This is a genomic window from Nocardioides sp. Arc9.136 (assembly GCF_030506255.1).
Classification (GTDB): Bacteria; Actinomycetota; Actinomycetes; order Propionibacteriales; family Nocardioidaceae; genus Nocardioides.
Genome location: NZ_CP113431.1, coordinates 2,703,140 through 2,726,591, shown reverse-complemented (window position 1 = coordinate 2,726,591; position 23,452 = coordinate 2,703,140). Strand labels below are relative to the sequence as shown.

16 protein-coding genes are annotated in these 23,452 nt (G+C 75.7%); 9 read left to right on the top strand and 7 right to left on the bottom strand.

Annotated elements, in window-relative coordinates; translation table 11 throughout:
• Positions 1-6: 6 nt before the first annotated feature.
• Both OSR43_RS13165 and OSR43_RS13160 read right to left on the bottom strand, forming a co-directional pair.
• On the bottom strand, positions 7-1,026 hold the full coding sequence (locus OSR43_RS13165; RefSeq protein WP_302267028.1) for a glycosyltransferase family A protein: 1,020 nt from the start codon (positions 1,024-1,026) through the stop codon (positions 7-9).
• Entirely contained in the window at positions 1,023-3,215 is a 2,193-nt protein-coding gene (locus OSR43_RS13160) for an O-antigen ligase (RefSeq protein ID WP_302267027.1), read from the bottom strand. The genes OSR43_RS13165 and OSR43_RS13160 overlap by 4 nt, the downstream gene beginning before the upstream one ends.
• A gap of 152 nt (positions 3,216-3,367) precedes the next feature.
• On the opposite strand from OSR43_RS13160, the gene OSR43_RS13155 reads away from it, so the two are divergent.
• The 3 genes from OSR43_RS13155 to OSR43_RS13145 all read left to right on the top strand — a co-directional run bounded on the left by OSR43_RS13155 (position 3,368) and on the right by OSR43_RS13145 (position 7,181).
• Positions 3,368-5,515 (top strand): hypothetical protein, encoded by a 2,148-nt coding sequence (locus OSR43_RS13155; RefSeq protein WP_302267026.1) that lies wholly within the window; start codon positions 3,368-3,370, stop codon positions 5,513-5,515.
• Positions 5,512-6,336, top strand: coding sequence for a hypothetical protein (locus OSR43_RS13150; protein ID WP_302267025.1), 825 nt, complete (start codon positions 5,512-5,514; stop codon positions 6,334-6,336). Before OSR43_RS13155 ends, OSR43_RS13150 begins: the two co-directional genes overlap by 4 nt.
• Before the next feature lie 221 nt (positions 6,337-6,557).
• Positions 6,558-7,181, top strand: a complete 624-nt coding sequence (locus OSR43_RS13145) for a LuxR C-terminal-related transcriptional regulator (protein ID WP_302267024.1) — start codon at positions 6,558-6,560, stop codon at positions 7,179-7,181.
• A gap of 6 nt (positions 7,182-7,187) precedes the next feature.
• Here OSR43_RS13145 and OSR43_RS13140 read toward each other — a convergent pair whose 3' ends face one another.
• The 4 genes from OSR43_RS13140 to OSR43_RS13125 form a co-directional block, all read right to left on the bottom strand.
• The gene (locus OSR43_RS13140; protein WP_302267023.1) at positions 7,188-8,756 is read right to left on the bottom strand and encodes a cellulase family glycosylhydrolase; all 1,569 of its coding nucleotides are present in this window, start codon (positions 8,754-8,756) and stop codon (positions 7,188-7,190) included.
• Between the two features lie 98 nt (positions 8,757-8,854).
• A complete protein-coding gene (locus OSR43_RS13135) occupies positions 8,855-10,435 on the bottom strand; it encodes a sugar transferase (RefSeq protein WP_302267022.1) in 1,581 nt (526 codons plus the stop codon).
• 12 nt (positions 10,436-10,447) lie between these two features.
• Entirely contained in the window at positions 10,448-10,999 is a 552-nt protein-coding gene (locus OSR43_RS13130) for a glycosyltransferase (RefSeq protein ID WP_302267021.1), read from the bottom strand.
• A complete protein-coding gene (locus OSR43_RS13125; protein ID WP_302267020.1) occupies positions 10,999-11,448 on the bottom strand; it encodes a UDP-N-acetylglucosamine--LPS N-acetylglucosamine transferase in 450 nt (149 codons plus the stop codon). The genes OSR43_RS13130 and OSR43_RS13125 overlap by 1 nt, the downstream gene beginning before the upstream one ends.
• Positions 11,449-11,725: 277 nt before the next feature.
• Here OSR43_RS13125 and OSR43_RS13120 point away from each other — a divergent pair, with 277 nt between their 5' ends.
• From OSR43_RS13120 to OSR43_RS13095, 6 genes are all read left to right on the top strand, one after another.
• Positions 11,726-18,148, top strand: a complete 6,423-nt coding sequence (locus OSR43_RS13120; RefSeq protein ID WP_302267019.1) for a PKD domain-containing protein — start codon at positions 11,726-11,728, stop codon at positions 18,146-18,148.
• Between the two features lie 90 nt (positions 18,149-18,238).
• Entirely contained in the window at positions 18,239-18,772 is a 534-nt protein-coding gene (locus tag OSR43_RS13115; RefSeq protein WP_302267018.1) for a hypothetical protein, read from the top strand.
• Positions 18,773-18,831: 59 nt separating this feature from the next.
• The gene (locus OSR43_RS13110) at positions 18,832-20,520 is read left to right on the top strand and encodes a bifunctional 3'-5' exonuclease/DNA polymerase (RefSeq protein WP_302267017.1); all 1,689 of its coding nucleotides are present in this window, start codon (positions 18,832-18,834) and stop codon (positions 20,518-20,520) included.
• Positions 20,521-20,739: 219 nt separating this feature from the next.
• Positions 20,740-20,967 (top strand): hypothetical protein, encoded by a 228-nt coding sequence (locus OSR43_RS13105; RefSeq protein WP_302267015.1) that lies wholly within the window; start codon positions 20,740-20,742, stop codon positions 20,965-20,967.
• An 84-nt stretch (positions 20,968-21,051) separates the two neighbouring features.
• A complete protein-coding gene (locus OSR43_RS13100) occupies positions 21,052-21,579 on the top strand; it encodes a SigE family RNA polymerase sigma factor (protein WP_302267014.1) in 528 nt (175 codons plus the stop codon).
• The gene (locus OSR43_RS13095) at positions 21,576-22,514 is read left to right on the top strand and encodes a hypothetical protein (protein WP_302267013.1); all 939 of its coding nucleotides are present in this window, start codon (positions 21,576-21,578) and stop codon (positions 22,512-22,514) included. The genes OSR43_RS13100 and OSR43_RS13095 overlap by 4 nt, the downstream gene beginning before the upstream one ends.
• A 6-nt stretch (positions 22,515-22,520) precedes the next feature.
• On the opposite strand, the gene OSR43_RS13090 is transcribed toward OSR43_RS13095, so the two are convergent.
• The gene (locus tag OSR43_RS13090; RefSeq protein ID WP_302267012.1) at positions 22,521-23,393 is read right to left on the bottom strand and encodes a sigma-70 family RNA polymerase sigma factor; all 873 of its coding nucleotides are present in this window, start codon (positions 23,391-23,393) and stop codon (positions 22,521-22,523) included.
• Positions 23,394-23,452: the final 59 nt, after the last annotated feature.

Below are 23,452 nucleotides of genomic sequence, written 5' to 3'. Positions count from 1 at the left end.
GGCCGGTCAGCCCACGCGGCCGCGGCGGTCGGCCCGCTCGACCACCGCGTCGACGGACAGCAGGTGGAGGGCGACGGCGCCGGCGACGTACCCGCTCGGGTCCCAGGGCCAGGTCCGCAGGGCGCGCGCGGCGGCGACGAGCGCCCCGTGCTGGCCGGAGGCGGCGAGCGCGACGGCGCGCTGCCCGTGCAGCCGTCCGAGCGCCCGGGGGTCCTCGGCGAACGCGGCGTGCTTGGCGATCAGCCGGTCGATCGCCGCGACGGCGGCCGGCCACTGCGGGCCGAGGGGCCGGGGGCGGGCGAGGACGAGCCCCATCTCGACCACGGCGAACCGGTCGACGGTCGCGGCCCGCAGGAGCCAGTCGTAGTCCTCGGCGTACCCACCCGGCAGCTCCTCGTCGAGCAGCCCGATGTCGTCGAGCAGGCGCGAGCGCCGCACCATGACGGTCGGGACGTGGCCCGCGGCGGTCGGCCGCCGGGCGAGGCGGTGCACGGTGAGCTCGTCGGGCCTGGGGATGCGCGTGGTGCGGTGGTCACGGTGGTCGACGACCACCCCGGTGACCGAGGCGGCCGCGCCGGTGCGCTCCAGGACGGCCACCTGGCGGGTCACCTTGTCCTCGAACCACACGTCGGCCTGGTCGCAGAACGCGACGAGGTCGCCGCCGCCGGCGAGGATCCCCGTGTTGCGCGCACCCGCGGACCCGGGGGAGCGGGTGTTGGCGAGCACCTCGACGGACCGGCCGGGTGCCCGGCCGTCCAGGCCCTCGAGGCCGCCCAGCCCGTCGAGGCCGCCCGGGTCGCCCGGGCCGCCGCCCGGCCGGTGGTCCCGGTCGTGGACCACCAGGCAGCGGATCCGGCCCGCGTAGTCCTGGGCCAGCACCGAGGCCACGGCGGTGCGCGCCTGCCCGGGGTCCGCGCGGACCGCGACGACCACGTCGACGCTCGGCAGCCGGCGGCGCCCCTGCCTGGGAGCGGGAGTGGTGGCAGTGGTGGTGGTGGTGGGCGTGGCGGGCCGGTCGGTCCTCACGGGCGCTCCTCCTCGTGCTGCGGGTGCAGGGGTCCGCGCCCGGTCGGGCGCTGGGTCGGGCGTCGGGTCGGGCGTCGGGGCGGGCGTCGGACCAGGACCACGCCGGCGAGCAGGCCGAGGCCCGCGCCGGAGGCGACCGGCACCTCGCTGCCGTCAGGCAGCCGCACGGCCGGCATGGTGCGGATGACCTCGCCGACCTTGGGTCGCGACGTTTCGAGGTAGTCGATCTCCCGCGCGATGCCCTGCCGCTGGGTCTGCGACCCACCGACGCCGCTGTCGAGGGCGGCGAGCTCGCGGGTCAGGCGCCGGACGAGGTCGTCGCGGCGCTGCAGGAGGAACGCCTCGCGCTCGCGGAGGTACGACGAGGCGACCTCCGCCGCCGCCGTCTGCGCCTGGTCGGGGTCTGGCAGGTCGACCGAGAGCTCGAGCACCTCGGAGTTCGGCGGGGCGACGACCGCGACCGCCTCGCGCAGGTCGGTGACCGCCACCCCCGTGGCCGCGGACGCCCGGCGCAGCGAGCGCTCGGAGATCAGCAGGGCCGCCTCGGTGTCCACGGTGATGTTCCGCGGCGGGTCGTAGTCCTCGCCGGCGGCGACGCGGTCCGGCCCGGTCGAGAGGTAGACCGGGGCGGGGGTGAGCAGGATGAGCATCCGTGCCCGGTGCTCCGGCTCCTCGGGGGCTGCGGCCACCGCAGCGCCCGCGAGCGCGCCCAGCAGGACGGCCACCGCGACCACCGGCGCCGCCCGGCGCAGCCGCCGGCCGAGGTCGTCGACCCGCCTGCGCGCCGGCAGCGCGCCCGCCCGCTCGGACCGCTCCCGGGCGGCGAGACCGACCGCCACCATGACGATGTAGAGCGACATGCCGAGCGTGTCGTACACCGGCAGCTGGACGAGCAGGAAGAGCAGCGCGAAGGTGCAGACCGTCTCGTTGGTGGTGCGGCAGCGCCAGGTCCGTGCCAGCGCGAGCGCGACGAAGGTCAGGAACAGGCCGAGCCCGACCCAGCCCTGGGAGAACAGGACCAGCCACAGCTGGCCCTGGGTGCCGAGCGGGGGCACGCCGCAGGCGGGGCAGTCGGGGGTGGCGGCCCCGCTGATGGAGGCGAAGCTGCCCTGCACGTCCCGGGTGGTCCCGAACCCGGCGACCGGTGACCCGGTGGTCACCGAGGCGGCGGTCGTGGCCACCAGCTGCCCGCGACGCCCGTTGCTGTGCTGGTTCTCGAAGCGGTCGCCGTAGATCGCGCCGAGCGGACTGGCGAGCAGCGCGCCGACGCCGACGATGACCGCGAGGGCGAGGCCGACCGCGGCCCGCCGGTCGCCGCGTGCGGCGCGGAGCACGACCAGCGCGACCGCCCCGATCGCGATGCTGACCCACAGCCCCCGGTTCAGCGAGTAGACGACCGGCCAGGCCGCCACCACGAGCAGCGCGGGGATCGCGAGCCTGAGCCACGGCCGGCGGCGCCGGTCCAGTGCGACGAGGAAGACGAGGGCGAGGGACAGGACGCTGCCCCACGTGTTGGTGAACGCGAACGGCGCCTTGGGGCGGGGCTCGGGTCGCCCGAGGACCCACTGCACGTCCGCGACCTCCGCGTGCACCAGCGACGCGACGAAGGCGTTCTCGCGCAGGGCGCCCGGCAGCAGCGCCTCGGTCAGCGAGGTGATCTCGAGGTCGGGGTAGAGCAGCCCGACGATGCCGCCCGCCGTGCAGACGAGGAACAGCCAGGCGAGGAGCCCCCGGACGTGGCCGTCCGAGAGGTGCTCGCGCCGGCTGCTGGCGACCCAGACGAGCACGACCGCGCACGCGGCGTACCACGCCAGCCGGAACCCGAAGACGAGGAGGCGGGAGGGCCCGCCACCGCCGGGCACGGCGCTCGGCGCGTCGGTCCACAGCAGTGCGGCACCCAGCAGGATCCAGCAGAGGAACAGCAGGTACCACCCGAGCCCCGCGGGCAGGACGACCGTGCGTCCGCGCAGCAGCTGCCGGGCCATCGGCACGGCCAGGGCGAGGGGGAGGAAGGCGTCGATGCCGAGCAGCCACCACAGGGGGTAGCCGGCGAGGAGGACCGTGATCGGCCAGCCCGGACCGGTCCAGCGCCCGGGTCGCGCCGCCCCCGTCGAGCGCCCCGCCGGCGGTGCGACCGGGGGCGCGACCGGGGGTGCGTTCGGGGGCGGGACGAGGACAGCCGGATGCATGGTCTCCAGCCAACCCACGGGCGTCGCCGCTGCCCTCACCAATGTTGAGGAAGTCCGCGCGAGCGGCGCTCCCGAGCGTCCCCGGCGCTCCTAGCCTTCGAGCCTCGACGACCGGACGTGTCGTCGCCTGCTGCCGAGAGGTCGGGACCTTGATGAGCCTTCGAGCTGCCACGCCGCCGGCGACGGTGCCGGTGACGGTGCTCGTCACCGTGCTGCTGGTGTGCACCGGCCTGGCGGCCCCGGCCGCCCTCGCGGGGTCGACCGGCACCCTCGCGGCCCGGTCGGCGGGCGGTGTGGTCGGGGTGCCCGGCGTCGGCGACCACCTGGCCTCCGAGCAGCCGTCCGCGGGCACGCCGCACGTCCTCAACGGCCGGGTGTACTCCATCGCGCAGGTCGGCGACACGGTGTTCCTCGGCGGGACCTTCACCCGGGTGCGCGAGGACGGACCCGCCCCGCTCGCGACGCCGGTCCTCCAGCGGCGCGGGCTGGTGGCGTTCAGCGCCAGCACGGGACGCGTCCTGACCACCTTCCGGCCGCAGGTGGTCGGCGGCGTCCGGGTGGTCGAGCCGGCTGCGGACGGGGAGAGCCTGTACGTCGGCGGCACGTTCACCACCATCGACGGCGACCGGTACGCGCGGCTCGCCCGGCTGCGCACGAGCGACGGCGCGGTGGTGCCCTCCTTCGACCCCTCCCCGGTGGCCGGCAAGGTGCGGGACCTGCGCCTGCGCGACGGCCGCCTCTGGGTGGCCGGCGCCTTCACCCACATCGGGGGGCGGGCCCGCAAGGCGCTCGCGACCCTCTCGCCCTCGACGGGCCGCCCGACGGGCTACATGACGCTCCGCGTGGGCGGCCACCACCGGCGCGGCCAGACCCAGGTGCTGAAGCTCGACGTGTCTCCGGACGGCTCGCGGCTCGTCGCGGTCGGCAACTTCGCGCGCCTCGCCGGGGCCCGGGCGCACCAGCTCCTGACCCTGGACCTGCGCGGGACGGTCGCACGGCCGGGGCGCCTGCGGACCCGGTTCTACGAGGAGCCGTGCTCGCGCCACAACGACTCCTACATGCGCGACGTCGACTTCTCCCCGGACGGCCGCTACTTCGTGGTGGCCACGACCGGCGCGTACGGCGGCGGGTCGGCGGCCTGCGACTCGGTCAGCAGGTTCGAGGCGGCGGCGACCGGCCGGCGCGTGCAGCCCTCGTGGAACGACCAGAGCGGCGGCGACACGACGTACGCGGTCGAGGTGACCGGCCCGGCGGTCTACGTCGGCGGTCACGAGCGGTGGTGGAACAACCCCTTCGCCGGCAACCGGCCCGGACCGGGTGCGGTGGCCCGCAACGGCATCGCCGCCCTCGACCCGCTCAACGGCCTGCCCCTGGCCTGGGACCCCGGCCGGGACCGCGGGGCCGGTGTCTTCGACTTCCTCGCCACCGAGCAGGGCCTCTGGCTGGTGTCGGACACCGTGCACGTCGCGGGGGAGTACCACGCCCGGGTCGCGCTCCTCCCGCGCGGCGCTGCGGTGCCGCCCCCCGTGCGGCGGTCCGTCGTGCCCAACGACGTCTACGTCGGTGGCGTCGGCGGCTCGGACCGGCTGGAGAGACGCCGGCTCGTCGGCCCCTCCGGTCCGGTGGAGGGCCCCACGACCGCACCGGACGGCGGTGTCGACTGGTCGTCGGTCCGGGCGGCCTTCATGGTCGACGGGTGGCTCTACCTCGCCCACCCGGACGGTTCGCTGACCCGCCGGACCTTCGACGGGACGACGTACGGCGCCGCCGAGCCGGTGGCCACCCAGGACCGGATCCGCGTCCTCACCTCGTGGCGCGACGACGTGCGGAACGCGACCGCGATGTTCTTCCAGGACGGGCGGATCTACTTCACGCGCAGCGGGTCCGACGCGCTGCACTACCGCTACTTCTCGCCGTCCAGCGGCGTCGTCGGCGCCCGGCGCCGCGCCGCCGCCCAGCGGGTGCGTGGCTTCCACCCCGCGGACGTCCGCGGCATGGCTGCGACGAGCACCCACCTGTACGTCGCCGGCGCCGACGGCGGTCTGCGCCTGCTCGGGTGGCGACCGCGCAGTCGGCACGGCGTGCCCGTCGCGTCGTCGGCCCGCCGCCTCTCGGGCCCGGCGCTCGACGGGACCAGCTGGGCCGGCCGGGCCCTGTTCCTCTACTCCGGACCCGGCGGTGCCCCGGCGCCCGCCCCGACCGCGCCGGCACCCGGACCGGCTCCCGAGCCGGCTCCGGGCCCGCCGCCGGAACCGGCCCCCGGACCCGGGCTCGCTCCCGGAGCGGGGTTCGCGCCGTGAGCGCCCGAGCCCGCCGCGTGGCCACGGTCGCCGTCGCCCTCCTGGCGGGGACGTCGGTGGCCTGCACGCCGCAGCAGACCCGGCTCGCGGGCCGCGCGGACTTCCCCGTCGACGACCGGCCCCGCGAGCTCCGCCTGGACTTCGAGGGCGGGGCCGGCACGCCGGGCGCCGTGCTCGCCGGGGTGTCGAACCGCGGCACGCACCCGGTCGTCGTCGACGTGACCACCGAGGACGGCGGTCGGGTGCTCCTCGACGAGGGGGTGCCGGGCACCGGTGCGCGGTTCCCGGGCCTCGGCGAGGACGGCGCGGCCGCGGTGGTGGTGCGCTCCCAGGGCGGCCGCGACCGGTTGAGCCCGGGACTGGTGCGCTTCGCGTTCGGCGCGGACTTCGCCCTGGACGCCGAGTCCGACGGCACCGGCACCGACGACGGCGACAACCTGCTGCAGCGAGGCCTCTTCGCCGACGGCTCCCAGCTGAAGCTGCAGGTCGACCACGGCGTCGTCTCGTGCCGGGTCGCCGGCGACCGGGGCGCCGTGACCGTGAGCGCACGGTCCGCCGTCGAGCGGGAGCGCTGGTACCGCGCCTCCTGCTCGCGCCACGGGCGGCGCCTGGTCCTGGCGCTCGCCCGAGCCCGGCCGGACCGCACCTGGTCACCGCCGAGCCGCGTCTCCGCCGTCGGCCGCATCGGGGCCGTCGTCTTCGACCCCGCCGTCCCGGTGGCGGTGGGCGCCAAGGTGCTGCCCGGGGGCGTCATCGCGGCGTCCGACCCCGACCAGTTCAACGGCGCGGTCGACAACGTCTACGTCGACCAGGGCGGCTGAGCGCGGTGGCCACACGCGCGGGGGACGCGACCAGCCTCACGGGTGGTGAGGCCCCGGACGGAGCCGGGGCGGCGCCGTCGACCGGACCGTCGCAGGCGCGGTCGTCGGGCACTGCCCGCGCCCCGGAGCCGACCGGCCCGGGGGTCCCCGACCCGGCGACGGCCGACGAGGCGCGTCGCGGACCCCGGCCCCGGCTGGTGCTGATGGCGGAGGACCGGCTCGTGGGGGACACCGTGCGCGTCGCCCTCGCCAGCCGCGGGTTCGAGGCCGTCGACCTCGGGTGGCCACCGCCGCACCGCTCCGCCGAGGACCACCGGCGACGGGTCGCCCCGGCCCGCGCACGGGTCGGGATCATCTTCGGCGACCTCACCTCGACGCGGCACCGCGCGGAGGCGCGGGCCGTGGTCGAGGCGGTGCCGCTGCGGTGGCTCCTCGTCGTGAAGGACCCCACCGACCCGGTGTGGGGCGGCATGGTGGAGGCCGGGGCGGCGGGCGTCCTGCCCGACTCCGTCGGCCTCGACGACGTCAGCCTCGCCCTGACCATGCTGCTGGCGGGCGAGGAGCTGCTCTCCCCGGCCCGCCGGCGGCGCATGGTGCAGGACTGGTCCGAGAGCCAGCGCACCGACGCCCACCTCGCCGGGCTGGTCGCCCGGCTCACCACCCGCGAGCAGGAGATCCTCGCGCTGCTCTACCAGGGCGTCACGGTGGCCGGGATCGCCCGGCGCACCGGCGTCACCGAGCAGACGGTCCGCAGCCAGGTCAAGGCCGTGCTGCGCAAGCTCGAGGTGAACTCCCAGCTCGCGGCGGTCGCGGTGTACCGCCGCGTGCTGGGAGGTCCTCGATGAGCCGGCTCAGGGCAGGCGCAGCGCCGCCGTGCCGTCGATCGCGTCGGCGAAGTCCTGACGCTTCGAGGCGCTCGCGATCCGCCACGACCCGGCGCTGTTCAGCTCGGTGTTGAAGTACGCCGCCGCGACGCCGCCACGGGCGACGAGCTGGTCGTAGGTGGTCTGGATCCAGTCCGGGTCGCGCTGGTGCGCCTCGTCGGTGTAGCCCCACTCCGCGAGGCCCCAGGCGACGCCCTCGTCCGCGGCCCACCGCTGGATCTTGGCGAAGTAGTCGCGGTCGATCTCGGTCCACTTCGTGGACTTCTTGCCGTCCTTGACCGCGCCGAAGCCGTTGTAGATGTCGAAGCCCGCGACGTCGATCTCCACCCCGCGCGGCCAGAGGTTCGCCAGGCTGTAGGTGCTGGCGCCGTACAGCTGGTTCCAGCCGGTCAGCACGACGGTGTAGGCGACGTTGGGGGCGGTGCGGCGCACGAGCGGGGCGAGCCGCTCCTGCATCCGGCGCCAGGCGGCGATGTCGCCGTCGCCCTCGGGCTCGTGGTGGAAGGCGACCCACACCGGGCCGTCCAGCGCGGCCAGCTTCCGGGCCAGGCCCGTGGCCCACGCGTCACCCGCGCCGGAGGCCATCTGCTCCCAGGAGAGGGGGAGCTTGAAGCTCATCCACGGCAGGCGGCCGTGGGCGAGGTCGGTCCTCGCCTGGCGGACCGCCGAGTCGACGCCGGAGGCGTTGTAGAAGGTGCGGCGCACACCGAGGCGGCGTCCCACCTGCGACTCGAACGCGGTCGGGTCGGTGTTGCTGCCGTACGTCGCGCCGAAGTACGCGCCGCAGGACGGGACGCCCCGCGCGGAGTAGGCGCACCCGTTGGTCAGGGTCCCGGCACGGGCGGCGTCGACGGGCGCCGCACCGGCGCCGGTGCGGCGAGCCCGGAGGTCGGCGTCGTCGACGAGCAGGCGGACCTGCGAGCCGCTCGAGCGGACGACCAGGCGCAGCTCCACGGTCGAGCGGGCGCGGGTGGTGGTCACGGGGACGCGGAGCCGGGTCCACGTGCCGGCGGCGGGCGTCACGGTGCGTCGCTCGCTGTGGACCCAGCTCCCGCCGCGGAGCTCGCGCGCCACGAGGGTGACCCGCTGGCCACGCACGGCGGACCGGACCCACGCCCGGGCGGTCGTGGTGGTGCCGGCGGGGGTGCGCGTCGCGCGGGAGGTGGCGGTGCCGTCGAGGCGCACGGTGCCGGGCCGGGCCGAGCGCACCTGCAGGGCGCGGTCGCCGCTGCGGCTGGTGCCCGACGTGGTGAGGCGGGCCTTCGGGGCGCCGGTGAGCGACCAGCCGGTCGTGCCGCGCTCGGCTCCGCCGTTGACGACGCCGGCCGGGCTGCCGGCCTTGGCGGCGGGCGTGGCGGCGGGCGTGGCGGCGGGCGCGGCGGCGGGCGCGGCGGTGGCGCTCGGGAGGGTGGAGGGGGCTGTGGAGAGGAGCAGGGCCGCCGTTCCGACGGCTGCGGCTGCTCGGTTGCGGATCGGGTGGATGGGACTGGACCTCTGCGCTCGGCGACGCCCCTCCCGGTCGGGGGAGCGGGCCACCGTAGTCACGTGGAGGTGGTCGCAGGCTCCGCGTCATCCCCCATATGGGGTACGACGTGGCCGGTTCCACACGCGGGAGGTGGTGGAGCGGGGTCGGTTCAGTACGCCCCGTCGTGCCCCACGACGGCGTGGAGGGTGCGGCAGAGGATCTGCAGGTCGAGGCTGAGCGACCAGTTGTCGACGTAGCGCAGGTCGAGGCGGACGGTCTCCTCCCAGGAGAGGTCCGAGCGGCCGGAGACCTGCCAGAGACCGGTGATGCCCGGCCGCACGGCGAGCCGGCGGTGGGTGTCGGCGTCGTACCGCGCCACCTCCTCCGGCAGCGGCGGGCGGGGCCCGACGAGCGACATCTCGCCGCGCACGACATTGACCAGCTGCGGCAGCTCGTCGAGCGAGTAGCGCCGCAGGACGGCGCCGACCCGGGTGACCCGGGGGTCCGCCCGCACCTTGAACAGCACGCCGTCGGACTCGTTGAGGGCCGCCACGGCACTGCGGCGGGACTCGGCGTCGACGCCCATGCTGCGCAGCTTGAGCATGGTGAAGGGGCGGCCCCCGCGACCCACGCGCTCCTGGCGGAACAGCGCCGGACCGGGGGTGTCGAGGCGGACGGCCAGGGCGAGGAGCGCGAGGAGCGGGGACAGCAGCACCAGGGCGGCGGCGGCGAGCGAGCGCTCGGCGGCGGTCTTGAGCATCCGCCGGGCGCCGGTGAGCTCGGCGTGCCGGACGTGGAGGAGGGGCAGGTCGCCGGCGTACCCGATCCGCGCCCGGGTGGCGGAGACGTCGAAGAGCCCGGAGGCGACGAGCAGGGCGGTGCCCGAGGACTCCAGCTGCCACCCCAGCCGGCGCAGCGTCATCGGGTCGAGGTGGCGGCAGGGCGCGACGATCACGGCGCGGGCGCCGTGCTGGACCGCGACGGTCGGCAACCTGTCGAACCCGCACGTCTCGGGCACGCCGAGGTCCCTGCCGTGGGGGCTGGGGACGCACACGCCGGCGACGCGGTACCGGTGGTGGCGGCCCCGGGCGAGCTCGTGCATCACCCGGGCCACCTCGCGCCGGTGGCCCGCGACCACGACCGGCACCTGGGCGGTGCGGCTGCGGCCCCAGTGGTCCCCGACGACCCGGTGGGCCGCGCTCAGCGCGGTCGCGGTGCCGGCGAAGAAGACCAGCTCGACCGGCCGGAGATCAGGGCGGGTGAGGGCGGCGGCGACGGCCGTGACGACGGTGAGGCCGGTGCCGCACCGCAGCACGCGGCGTACCTGGTCGAAGCGGGAGCCGACGTGCCGGTCGTAGCAGTGGTCGGCCGAGAGCAGCAGCACCCAGGCGAGGACCACGAGAGCGAGGACCGGGAGGGGCGGCAGCCCACGGGAGGCGGGGGTCGTGGCCACGACGACCGCCAGCACGTCACCGGCGGCCAGCACGACGGGCGGGCGCCACCGCGGGACCCGGCCGCCGGTGACGTCGGTGCCGAGGAGGGCGGTGATGGGGCTGGGGGAGCGGAGCGCGTCCGCGACCGCGGCGCCGTCGTCCCCGCTGTCGGCGGCGCCGTCGGGAACGGTGCGGGGTGCGGGTGCGGCCTCGAGAGCGGGCTCGACAGCGGTGTCGGTGTCGGTGCCGGGTGGGGCCGGGAGGGCCAGCGGCGCAGCCAGCACGGGGCCGGGCGGCGGCGGGATCGTCGCAGTCACGAGGGACGTCGCTCAGGCCCGGCGGACCAGCTGGTCCACGAGGACACCGAAGCGCTCGGCCGCCGTCGGACCGCCGGGCACCGCGGCGCCCGGGTCACCGGGCAGGCCCGGCACGGCCGGTGCGCCGGAGGTACGCCGGTCGGTCCGGCCCGCGACCAGGCCGGCGGCGACGGCTCGGCGGTAGGCCGGCACGTCGGTGGCCGCGGCGACCAGGCCGGTGCGGGCGATCCGGGCGACGAACCGGAGCTGGTGGTCGTCGACGTGCTCACCGCGTGCGGGGTCGCGCGGCACGACGACCGGGAGGTGGCCGGCGGCCCGGGCCTCCATGATCAGGCCGGGCCCGCCGTGGGTCGTGACCACGGTGGCGCGGCGGAGCAGGGCGTCCAGGTCGCGCACGCCGAGCATCGCGGCACCGTCGAGGTCGGCCGGCAGCGGGGTCGCCCCGTGCTGCACGAAGACGTCGGCGCCGGTGACCCGGCGGACCTCGGCGGCCCAGCCGGTCAGCCGGGTGAAGGGGTGGTGGTCGGTGCCGAGCAGCACGGCGACGAGCGGGCGGGCGGACATCACCACACCTCCCCGAGCAGGACGCTCGACCGGTACATCCGCTGCTGCTCGGGCCACTGCACGAGGAACAGGTCCGAGACCGGGCGGCACAGCCGGCCGGTCAGCGTGGGCGTCTCGATGCGGTCGAACACCTCGAGGTAGACCGACGCCGCGCCGAAGGGGCGGTGCAGCCAGAAGAAGGGCACGGCCACCCCGGCCCCGGTGGTGACGACGACGTCGGGCCGGAACTGCGCCATGAGCCGCAGGGCGAGCGCGGTGTTGCGGGCGAGGTTGCGCACGTTGCGGGTCGTGGGGTGGTGCGCCCAGGTGACCTGCTCGCCCTCGAGCTTGCTGACGGCGTCCTCGGTGTCGAAGGTGACCCAGTGCCGCTCGTGCCCGTCCCACCAGGGCCGCAGGCACATCAGCTGGGCCAGGTGTCCTCCGGACGAACTGACGAGCAGCACTTTCATGGGCGTCTCCTCGGGTGACGCGGCGTGGGCCGCTCGCCCCAATCTCCGGCCGGGCGCCCGGGGACGCATGCCCAAATTCGGTGAGGTGGGGTCGGCGGAGGTGGTGGGGTCCGGCCGATCGGGACCGCCGGACGCGGTCGCCGCGAGGTCGATCAAATTTGGGCATGAGGTGGGGTCCCGGTCGCGCCGACGATGCGGCTAGGCCGCTGTCCGGTGGTCGTCGTCCCTCTGTGGTGGGTGAGCTCCTGTGTCCCGTTCCGTGCCCCGGCCTCCCGAGGTGTCCCGCACCTCCTCCTCCGTCCTGCCGCCCCGGCGGCGCCTGCTGACCGTGCTCCTCACCGTGCTCGTCGCCCTGGTCCCGGCCCTCGCCGTGACGGTCGTGACCGCGGCGACCGTGCCGGCGCAGGCGGCCCCCGGGGTCGTCGACTTCGTCGCGGCCGACAGCACCGCGGGCAACCGCACCGCACACACCGTGCGGGTGCCGGCGGCCGTCCAGGCGGGGGACGCCCTCGTGCTGGTCCTCACCACGAACTCGACCACCTCGACCGTCACGGACACGCTGCCGGGCTGGACGCTGCTGCAGTCGCGTGACGGGGACGGGGTCCGGGGCCGGGCGTGGACACGGACGGCCACGGCCGCCGACGCCGGCTCGACCGTCACCGTCACCGGCAGCGCGCTGGCGAAGTCGGTGCTCGCCGTCTCGGCGTACCGCAGCACCGGCGCCGCGTCGGTCGTCGCCTCCGCCATCGGGGGAAGCGACGCGAGCGGCACGAGCCACGCCACCCCCCCGGCCGCCGTCACCCAGGCCGGGTCCTGGCTGGTGAGCGCCTGGGCGGAGAAGTCCTCCTCGACGCTGGCCTGGACGCTGCCGGCGGGCACGACCGCGCGCACCACCGCCGCAGGGACCGGCTCGGGCAAGATCAGCGGCGTCGTCGGCGACTCCGCGGGCCCCGTGGCCGTGGGAGCGCCCACCGCGCGGACGGCGACCACCGACGTGGCGGCCTCCCGGACCTCCCTCCTCTCGGTCGTCGTGGCGCCCGGCGAGGTGGCCGCGCCGACCAACACCGCACCCGAGCCGGTGTTCACGACCTCCTGCGACGCGCTGTCGTGCACGTTCAACGCGACCGGCTCGACCGACGCCGACGGCGACGAGCTGACCTACGCCTGGGACTTCGGCGACGGCAGCAACGGCACCGGCGCCACCCCCACCCACGCGTACGCCGCCGACGGCACCCGCACGGTCCGGCTCACGGTGAGCGACGGCACGGCGACCGGCACCACCACTCAGCCGGTGACCGTCTCCCGCGCGGTCGCCCAGGGCGAGATCTCCTTCGTCGGCGCCGCCAGCACCCAGGGCGCCCGGACCAACCACCGCGTCGTCGTCCCGGCCACCGTCCAGGCCGGCGACGTCCTCGTCCTCTTCCTGACCACGAACACCACGGCCGCCACCATCACCGCGCCGGCCGGCTGGACGCCGCTGCAGACGCGCACCGGTGACGGCATCGTCGGTCGCACCTGGACCCGCACCGCCACCGCGACGGACGCCGGCGCGGACGCGACGCCCACCACCAGCGTCACCGCCAAGGCCGTCGTCGGCGTGGCGGCGTACCGCAGCACCGGCGGCGCCGACGTCACCGCGTCCGCGATCGGCGGCAGCAACACCTCGGGGTCCAGCCACACCACCCCGTCGGTGCCGGTGGCCCGCACCAACTCCTGGGTGGTCAACGTCTGGAGCGAGAAGTCCTCGACCACCGCGACCTGGTCGCTGCCCGCGGGCGTGACCGAGCGCACCGCCAACGCCGCCACCGGCACCGGGCGCATCAGCGCGGTCCTGGCCGACTCGGCCGCGACCGTGCCGATCGGCACCGCGCCGGGACGCACCGCGACGACGAGCGTCGCGGTCTCCCGCACGGCGCTCTCCTCGATCGTGATCGGTCCCGAGCAGGAGGCGCCCAACCAGCCGCCGACCGCAGCCTTCACCTCGAGCTGCGACGCCCTGGTCTGCACGTTCGACGCGTCCGGCACCACCGACGCTGAGGGCGACGAGCTGACCTACAGCTGGGCCTTCGGCGACGGCCAGAGCGGCACCGGCCGCAACGCGCAGCACACGTACGCCGCGGGCGGCCAGCGCACCGTCACGCTCACGGTGGGCGACGGGGTCGACACCGACACCGCGACCGGCACGGTCTCGCCGACGCCCAGCGTCGTGCAGGGCGACATCTCCTACGTCGGCTCGGCCAGCTCCGCCGGCAACCGGCCCTCCCACACGGTGCGGGTCCCGGCGACGGTGAAGCCGCTGGACCGGCTGGTGCTGTTCCTGACCACCAACTCCACGGAGGTCGCGCTGCCGACCGACATCCCGGGCTGGACGCTGCTGCAGTCGCGCGACGGCACCGGCATCCGCGGCCGCGTGTGGACCCGCAGCGCGACCCCGGCCGACGCCGGCGCGGACGTCACGGTCACCACGGCCTCGTGGATCAAGTCCGCGATGAGCGTGGCCGCCTACCGCAGCACGGGCCCGGCGCTGGTCTCGGCCTCGGCGGTCGGCGGCAGCAACGTCAGCGGGACGAGCCACACGACCCCGAGCGTCCCCGTGGCGCACGCGAAGTCGTGGCTGGTCAACGTCTGGAGCGAGAAGTCCTCGACCGACGGCACCACCTGGACGCTGCCGACCTCGAGCACCCAGCGGACCACCGCGGCGTCCACGGGCACGGGCAAGGTCAGCACGGTGCTCGGCGACTCGGCGGGGGAGGTCCCCGTCGGCACCGCCGCCGGCCGCACCGCCACGACGAGCGCGTCGGTCTCCCGGTCGATGCTGTTCTCGGTGGTGATCGACCCCGGCACGGACGCCACGGAGACCAACGAGGCGCCCACGGCGGACTTCTTCGCCGGCTGCTCCGGCCTCACCTGCGAGTTCGACGCCGGTGACTCCTTCGACCCCGACGAGGACCAGCTCACCTACACCTGGGACTTCGGCGACGGCACGACCGGTGACGGCGTCGACCCCTCGCACACCTACGCCACCAACGGGCAGCGCACCGTCAAGCTGACCGTGAGCGACGGCGTGCTCAGCGACGAGGCGACCCGGACGGTCGCCACCTCGCCGGTGAACCCCGCCCCGGGTCACACCCGGATCGTCCCCGACACCCCGCGCACGAACATGCCCTACATCGCCAACGGCGAGATCTGGGACATCGAGTTCGTCGGCAACCGGGCGTACGTCGCGGGCACCTTCACCACGATCGCCAACCGCGCGAACGGCAGCACGACGACCTACCAGCAGGCCGGCCTGGCGGCGTTCGACGCCAGCACCGGACTGGTCGACGCCCGGTTCCGCCCGGTCCTCGGGCTCGGCGGCGTCGAGGCCGTCGAGGCCTCGCCCGACGGGCAGCGCCTCTACATCGGCGGCGACTTCGGCACCGTCAACGGCGTCTCCCGCAAGGCGATCGCCCGGATCGACCCGGTCACCGGCGCGCCGGTGGAGGAGTTCCAGGCCAACGGCAACGGCAAGGTGCAGGAGCTGGCGGTCACCAACACCACCGTCTACGCCGGCGGCCGGTTCACCTCGGTGAACAACGTCCCGCGCAGCTCGCTGGTCGCGGTCAACGCCGTCACCGGCGAGGTGCGGGGCGACTTCGTCAACAACATCACCGGCGGCATCGGCACCAACGGCGCGACGACGGTCCAGCGGCTCAAGCTGACCCGCGACGAGGGCCGGCTGCTGGTCGTCCACACCGGTCGGCAGGTCAACGGCCACGACCGGTACGGCGTGGCGATCATCAACACCCGGACCAACCAGCTCACCGCCTGGCGCAGCCGGATCTGGGAGGAGAACCTCCAGTACGTCGGCGGCATCCAGCGCATCTACGGCGGCGACATCTCGCCCGACGGCTCCTGGTTCGCGGTGAGCAGCGGCTCCGGCGGCGACCGGCCGCCGATCAACGACACCGTCATCGCGTTCCCGATGGAGGGCGGCGACGACGTCAAGCCGATGTGGATCTCGCGGCTCTTCGACAGCGTCTACTCGGTGGCGATCTCCGAGCAGGCGGTGTACGTCGGCGGCCACTTCGCCTGGAACGAGTCGCCGACCTCGCCGCAGCCGTGGCCGGGGCTCGACGACCAGGGCTACGGCACCGGCCAGGGGCTTTCGGGCTACGGTCTCGGCGACGCCGTGGTCAAGCGCGAGCACCTGGGCGCGCTCAACCCCGCGGACGGCACCGCCGTGGAGTGGAACCCCGGCTCGAACTCCTTCGAGGGCAACAAGCACATCGAGCTCACCCCCCGGGGCCTGTGGACCGGCGGTGACGCCTCGACGCAGGGCGAGTTCAACGTCGGCCGGCTGGCGTTCTTCGACTTCGGCTCCGTGCCGGCGGCCAACGGCGTCGAGACCGCCATCACCGACCCGATCGAGGGCCGGATCAAGCCGGTCGCCGAGGAGTTCACGATCAGCGGGACGGCCTCCGCGGCCAGCGGCGTGCGCAGCGTCCAGGTCGAGATCATGGACCGCGGCTCGCGCCGCTACCTCAACGACGACCTCACGACGTGGGGCACCACGACCAGCAACACGATCACCGCGACCCTGACGACGCCGGGCGCGACGTCGACGGGGTGGACCCTGCCGCTGTCGATGTCCTCGAACCGGGAGCTGAAGGTGCTGGCCCGCACGGTCGCGGCGAACGGCTCGCAGGACCCGTCGAAGGCGACGAAGAAGTTCGAGACCTTCGGCACCGCCGACCAGCCGCCCAGCACGAACGTCACGGGACCGTCCGGATCGGTCATCAACACCACGACGTTCACGATCACGGGCAACGCGACCGACGACATCGGCGTCAACTCGCTGACGCTGGCGGTCAAGGACTCCCAGAACCGCTACCTGCAGGCGAACGGCACGGCTACGTCGACCTACTACGCCTTCCGGGTGACCCCGGACGTCGTCGGAGGCGTCTCCACGACGTGGTCGCAGGAGATCACGGTCCCCCACGAGGACACCTGGATGGCGATGGCACGTGCGACCGACACCGCGGGCCAGGGCGACCTGGACACCGCCGACCGGTCGTGGCTGGTGGCCACCAACGCGGTGGCCCCGACGGTGACCATCAGCAAGCCGGTGACGATGACCCCGCCGACGGCCGTCGGCACGGTGCAGGTCGCCCCGGGCCAGCCGGTGACGTTCTCCGGGACGGCCACCGACGACCAGGACCTGCGCGAGGTGTTCATCAGCCTGCGGAACACCACGACCCGGGAGAACCTCGGCGCCGACGGCAGCTGGGGCGTCGACGTCATCGCCGGGGCCTACCGCGTCTCGCCGGTCAACATCACGGGGAAGACCTTCGACTGGAGCTGGACGACCCCGTTCAACCTCCAGCCGGGCTCCTACTCCTTCTCCGTGGGTGCCGAGGACGACCTCGGGCTCAGCACCCCCGGCTCGATGCAGGGCCGCCTGACGCTGGCCGCCCAGATCACGGGTGACGCGCCGCCCAACGGGCTGCTCAACGTCACCGGGACCGTCACCGGTGGCCAGTCGCTCCACCTGGACCTGGCCGGCACCGCGACCGACGACAAGGGCGTGGCCGAGGTCCGCGTCGCGATCGAGGACCAGGACACCAACCGGTACCTCCAGCCCGGCGGCACCATGGGCGCGGCGTTCGCCACCCGGAACGCGGTGCTCGCCACCCCCGGCGGCACGAGCACCACCTGGACCCTCCCGGTCGACCTGCCGACGCAGGGCGACTGGGCGGTCACGGCGTTCGCCTTCGACACCGCCGGCCAGCAGGACACCTCGACGACGGGGGCGACGGCCCGGTACCGGATCTACCCCGGTGACCAGCCGCCGGTCCTGACCGACAACCTGTTCGCGCCCACGGAGGGGGCGACCTTCCCCGACGGCAAGATCTTCATCAGCGGCCGGGCCGAGGACGACCAGGCCATGCAGCGGGTCGAGGTGGCCGTCGTGAACGCCGCCGGGCAGTACATGAGCTCCAGCGGCACCTTCACCAGCACGACCGCCAGCTGGCGCTCGGCGTTCCTCAACAGCCCGGGCACGCCGGGGTCGAACTTCTCCTACACGACCCCGGTGATCCCGGCCGGGGCCTACACGGTCCGGGCGCGGGCGGTGGACCAGCACGACCAGGTCACGCCGGTGCCGACCGAGCGGCACGTGACGGTCACGGTGCCCGACGGCAACCAGCCGCCGGTCCCGAGCTTCACCGTCACCTGCAACCAGAACGTCTGCACCCTCGACGCCCGCGGCTCGACCGACGAGAACCCGACGGCGCTGACGTACTCATGGAACTTCGGCAACGGCAGCGGCTCGGGCGCGGTCGTGACGAGGACCTACACCGCGGCGGGCACCTTCACCATCACCCTCACCGCGAGGGACGAGTGGGGCGTCACCGCCACGGCCACGCAGACGGTCACGATCACGGAGCCGCCGACCAACCGGCCGCCGAACGCCGTGCTCAACACCCCGGCCTGCACCAACCTGTCGTGCAACTTCTCGGCCGTCGGGTCCGCCGACCCCGACACCGGCGACACGGTGACCTACCGCTGGGTGTGGGGCGACGCCACGCCGAACTCGACCACGGCGAGCGCCACCCACGTGTTCCCGGCGGCCGGGTCGTACACGGTGGTGCTGACGGTGACCGACGGCTGGGGCAAGGCGACCACCGTCGAGCGGCAGGTGACGGTCTCGGCCGGCTGACCGGCGGACCCGGCCCGCGCTCCCGGGCGCGGGCCGGGCCGCCGCCATCGATCCCAGCGTGCCGGCCGAGGGGCCGGGGAGGAGGACGACATGGCCAAGCCCGACCTTCGGCCGCTGCGTGAGGCGGTCGCCCGCTCGACGAGCCTGCGCGAGGCCTCCGGCCACGCGGCGGCCTGGTCGGTGGCGCACCTCGCCGCGGACCACGCCGGCATCGCGGTGCACCCCCCGGGGCGTCGACCGGTCCGGCTCGCGGCGACCAGCCGGGCGCTGCGGGTGCTCGACGAGGTCGTGGAGCGCCACGGCTGCGGCTTCGGCCACGAGCCGCTGCCCGAGGGGCTGGCCGCGGTCCTCGACGACACCCGGCTGGACCTCGAGTGCCCGCCGTGGACCCGGGCCGCGTTGCGGCAGCAGGTCCGGTCGGCCTGGTCGGTGGGCCTGCCACCGATCCGCGGGGTGCCGGCGACCCTGCTCCTCCTCTCCGCGGACGCCGGCACGTACGCCGGGCGGGGCGCCCCGTCGAGCGCGACGGTGCAGGCGATCGGCTACCTGCTGCTCCGCGCGAGCGCCGACCACCGGGTCCGCCCCGCTCGCGCGGTCACGCACCTCCCCGGCGTGCGGTCCTGACCTCCGTCGCGGACCCGGCTGCGCGGTGTGGTGTCGGGGCCGGGTGACAGGGTGTGCCCGTGGTCCGGATCCGTCTCGCGCGCCTGCCGGGGGAGCGGGTGCTCGTCGTCGGGGACGGCCCTCCCGGCGAGCGCGAGCGGGTGCTCGACGCGGCCGACCTGGCGGCGTACGTCGCCGAGCGCGAGGCCGCGGACGGGCCCCGGTGGGTGTGGGACGACACCGCGCGGTGGTACCCGCCGCTGCTCGCCGCCGGGGTGCGGGTGGAGCGGTGCCACGACCTGCGCCTGGCCCGCCGGGTGCTGCGCCGCGCGCCGGCGGTGGACGTGCGCCTGCTGGCCGGGGACGAGGCCGAGCACTGGGACCGGCTCGCGCCGAGCGCCCCGTCGGACCCCGCGCTGTTCGCGGTCGAGGACACCGCCGAGCACCTCCGCGCCGACCTCGAGGACGCCCGCCAGCTCGCCGCGGCCACCGCCTCGCCGGAACCTGCCAGGCTCGGGCTGCTGCTCGCGGCGGAGTCCGCGGGCGCGCTCGTCGCGGCGGAGATGACGTGGGCCGGGGTGCCCTGGCGCACCGACGTCCACGAGCGGCTGCTCGTCGACCTGCTCGGGCCGCGGCCACCGCGCGGGGCCCGGCCGCAGCGGCTCGAGGCGCTCGCGGGCGAGGTGCGCGCCGCGTTCGACGCCCCCGGCCTCAACCCGGACTCGCGGCTCGAGCTGCTCGCCGCGCTGCGCCGGGCCGGGCTGGACGTCACCGACACCCGGGCGGGGACGCTGCGCCGCGTCGACCACCCGGGCATCGAACCGTTGCTGCGCTACAAGCGGCTGGCCCACCTGTTCTCCACCAACGGCTGGTCCTGGATCGACCAGTGGGTCCGGGACGGGCGCTTCCGCCCGTCGTACCAGCCGGCGGGCTCGGCCACCGGCCGCTGGTCCTCCAACGGTGGCGGCGCGCTGTCGTTCCCGGTCCAGGTGCGGTCCGCCGCCGTCGCCGACGAGGGCTGGGTCCTCGTCGTCGCCGACGTGGCGCAGCTCGAGCCCCGCGTGCTGGCCGGGATGAGCGGCGACCGTGCCCTGGCCCGCTCGGCGCGCGGAGCCGACCTCTACCAGGGGATGGTCGACGACGGGGCGGTCGCGAGCCGCAACGACGCCAAGCTCGGCCTGCTCGGGGCGATGTACGGCGCGACGAGCGGGGAGAGCGGACGGATGGTCGCCGAGCTGACCCGGCGCTACCCGGCAGCCTTCGGCCTGGTCGAGGCGGCCGCACGCGCGGGGGAGCGCGGCGAGGTGGTCCGCACGCTGCTCGGACGGGGCTCGCCGGGCCTCGGTGACGCCTGGGACCGGGACCCGGACGACCCGCCGCTCGACCCGGACGGCGAGGCGCGCCGGCGGCGGGCGCACGGCCGTTTCACCCGAAACTTCGTCGTCCAGGGCACCGGCGCGGAGTGGGCGCTGTGCTGGATCGCCGACCTGCGCAACCGGCTCTGGCGGCTGGGCGGCACCGGGCCGGTGACGTCGCGCCCGCACCTGGTCCTCTTCCTGCACGACGAGGTCGTCGTCCACGCCCCGGCCGGTCTCGCCGCGGCCGTCGTCGCGGAGGTGACCGAGGCGGCCGCCGCGGCCGGGCGCCTGCTCTTCCCCGGCGCGGCACTGGACTTCCCGCTCAGCGTCTCGGTGGTCCGGTCCTACGCGGAGGCCGGGAAGGGCGGCGCGGCCGGCGAGGACGGAGCGGCCGGCGAGGACGAGTCCTGACCGGTGACCGGGTCGGACCGCCAGTGGCACCTCCGGCTGCTCCTGCAGCGCGACGCCGGCTTCGAGCCGACCGCGTGCCCCCGGGATGACCGACCCCGCCGCTCGCCGCCGTCCTGCCTTGCGGGACCATGTCCCGCGCAACGACCGATGCCACCCGACGCCGCAGCTGGCCCGGGTGGCGCACCACGAACCCGTGCCGCCGCACAGATGGGTGACGCCGTGGCTGTGCACCACGTCCTGACCGTGCCGAGCGAGGTCCCCGCGCACCTCGCCGACGCCGTGCTGACCGCCGTCGAGCAGGCCCTGCTCCGGGCGGGCGCCACCAGGATCTGGATCGACCCGACCGTCGTCCCGGACGCCGTGGTCATGGCCGAGCTCCCCGAGCCCCCGGTGGCGGCTCCGGACGCCCCTGCGTCGCACGAGGAGCCGGACCAACAGGGCGGGTGACCGGGCCGCGCGAGGTCGCGTGAGACCTCGGCGGGGCCCTGGCGCGTCTTCTCGGTGTACTGGCCCCGGCAGGGAGGAGACACCGTGCGTGTGCGCGGCCGGGACGACACGGAGTTCACCGAGTTCGTGGTCCTGCACTCCGACCGGCTCTACCGGAGCGCCTACCTGCTGACCACCTCGCCCCACGCCGCCGAGGACCTGCTGCAGACCACGCTCGCCAAGGCCTTCGCCGGCTGGCGGCGGCTGCGCACCGCCGACGACCCGGTGGCCTACTGCCACCGCATCCTGCTCAACACGTTCCTCTCCGACCGGCGGCTGCGTCGCAGCGGTGAGCTGCCGGTCGGGGAGCTGCCCGGACGGGACGCTGCCGGCACCGCCACGCCGTCTGCCGACGTCGCCGACCGGGTCACGCTGATGGCCGCCCTGGCCGAGCTCGCCCCGCTCGACCGGGCCGTGGTGGTGCTGCGCTTCTGGCACGACGCCAGCGTCGCCACCACGGCCGCCCACCTCCACCTCACCGAGTCGGCGGTGAAGAACCGCACCGGCCGGGCCCTGCGCCGGCTGCGCGACCTGCTCGCCGACGACATCGACCTCCCGAGGAGCACCTCATGAACGACCCCACGAACGACCCCATGGACGACCGCACGGACGGGACCGAGTCCTTCGACGCACGCGACCGCCACCTCGGCGAGCGGATGGAGCGCGCCGTGAGCGGCCTGCGCGCCCCCGACGTCGCCCACCTCGCGATGGTGCGCGGGCGGCGGCAGCGCACCCGTCGGCGCCTCACCTGTGCCGCTGGTGGCCTCGCCGCGGCCACCACGCTCGTGCTCACCGTCCCGACCGCCGCCACGGACTGGACGGGTCGGGACCAGGACCCCTCCGCACCCTCGGTGGCGACCGACCCGGCCGCCACCGCACCGGCGCCGGGCGCAGGCGCGTCCGGCGCTTCCGGCGCGCCGTGCGGCGCGGCTGCGACCGGGTGGTGGAGCAGGTCCTCGACCCAGGTCGAGGCGGACCTCTCCGCGCTCCTGCCCGGGGCCGTCCGCATCGGCGGGACGGACGACCGCGGGGCCGGCACGTGGAGCGGCGACCTCCTCGCCGGTGGCGACGCGGACTTCGCCAGCCTCACCCTGCTGCCCCCTCCGGGCGTGCCGGGCGGGCGGACGTCCCTGGAGGAGCTGGCGGAGGGAGGGCCCTGCGCCGGGGGCAGCAACGCGCCGATGCAGGCGGTCGAGCCCTGCGACCAGCTCAGCGGCCTCGTCTCCTGCCAGGAGATCCGGTCCGAGGACGGCACGCTCGTCGGTGTCGTCACCGAGGGCCTCGAGCAGACGGTCGTGGACGGGCAGGACCGCCCCACCGACCGGAGCTACGTCCTCGCCACGGTCGCCGTGCCCGACGGCGGGCACGTCGAGCTGTACGTCGCCGAGGGCACCCGCGCGGACCGGCCGGACACGGTGCACGACCCCGCCGACGAGCCCGCACTCACCGTGGACCGGGTCCGCGACATCGTCACCGACCCCGTGTGGACCGCGCCCGCCTCCGGCTGACCCGGGTCAGACGACGCGCGGCAGGTGCGCGGCCCCATGGGCGGCCGTGCTCCGGCCGGCCGCCTCGCGGGCGAGCACGCTCGCGGCGTACGCGTCCCGCCGCCGGGCGGCGACGCCGTCGGCGGGCCCGGCCGCGGTGGTGACGCGCTCCGGGGTGAGGACCGGGTGCAGCGCGTGGCAGATGAGGGACAGGGCCTGCGCCCGCATCTGCGAGATCCGGGACTCGGTGACGCTCAGCTCGCGCGCCAGGTCGGCCATCGGCCGCTCCTCGAGGAAGTAGCCCTCGACCACCCGGCGCAGGCGGGCGGGGAGCTCGGCGATCGCCGCCTCGAGGTAGCGCAGCCGCTCGCCGGTCTCGGCGCTGGCCTCCGGCGACGGGCTGGTGGCGGGCACCTGGTCGACCAGGGGCGCCACCTGGCCCGCCTCCAGGGAGGCGACCTGCGAGCGGGCGACGTCGCCCTCGTGGCGGGCCAGGTCCTGCACCCCGATGCCGAGCGCCTCGGCGACCTGCGCCGGCTCCGGCAGCCGACCCAGCTGGACGGCCAGCCGCTCCCGGGCGGTCTCGACCTCCCGGCTGCGCTGCCGCACCGAGCGGGGCGCCCAGTCCAGCGAGCGGAGCTCGTCCAGGATGCCTCCGCGGACCCGGGCGGTGGCGTAGGCGCCGAACGGCACCCCGGCCGTGGGGTCGAACCCCCGGGAGGCGCGCACGAGCGCCTCGAGCCCGGCGGACCGGAGGTCGTCGCGGTTGACGAAGGACGGGACCCGCCCCATCGTCGCGTTCACCAGGTGGGTCACCAGGGGCAGGTGGCACCGGACCAGGTCCTCGGCGGGTGCGTCCCCGTCGCGTCCGTCGTGCCCTGCCTCGTGATGGCTCGTCAACGTTCTTGTCTCCTCCGCGTGGTGCGGCCACAGAACGTCCCCCCGAAGTGACGTCCAAC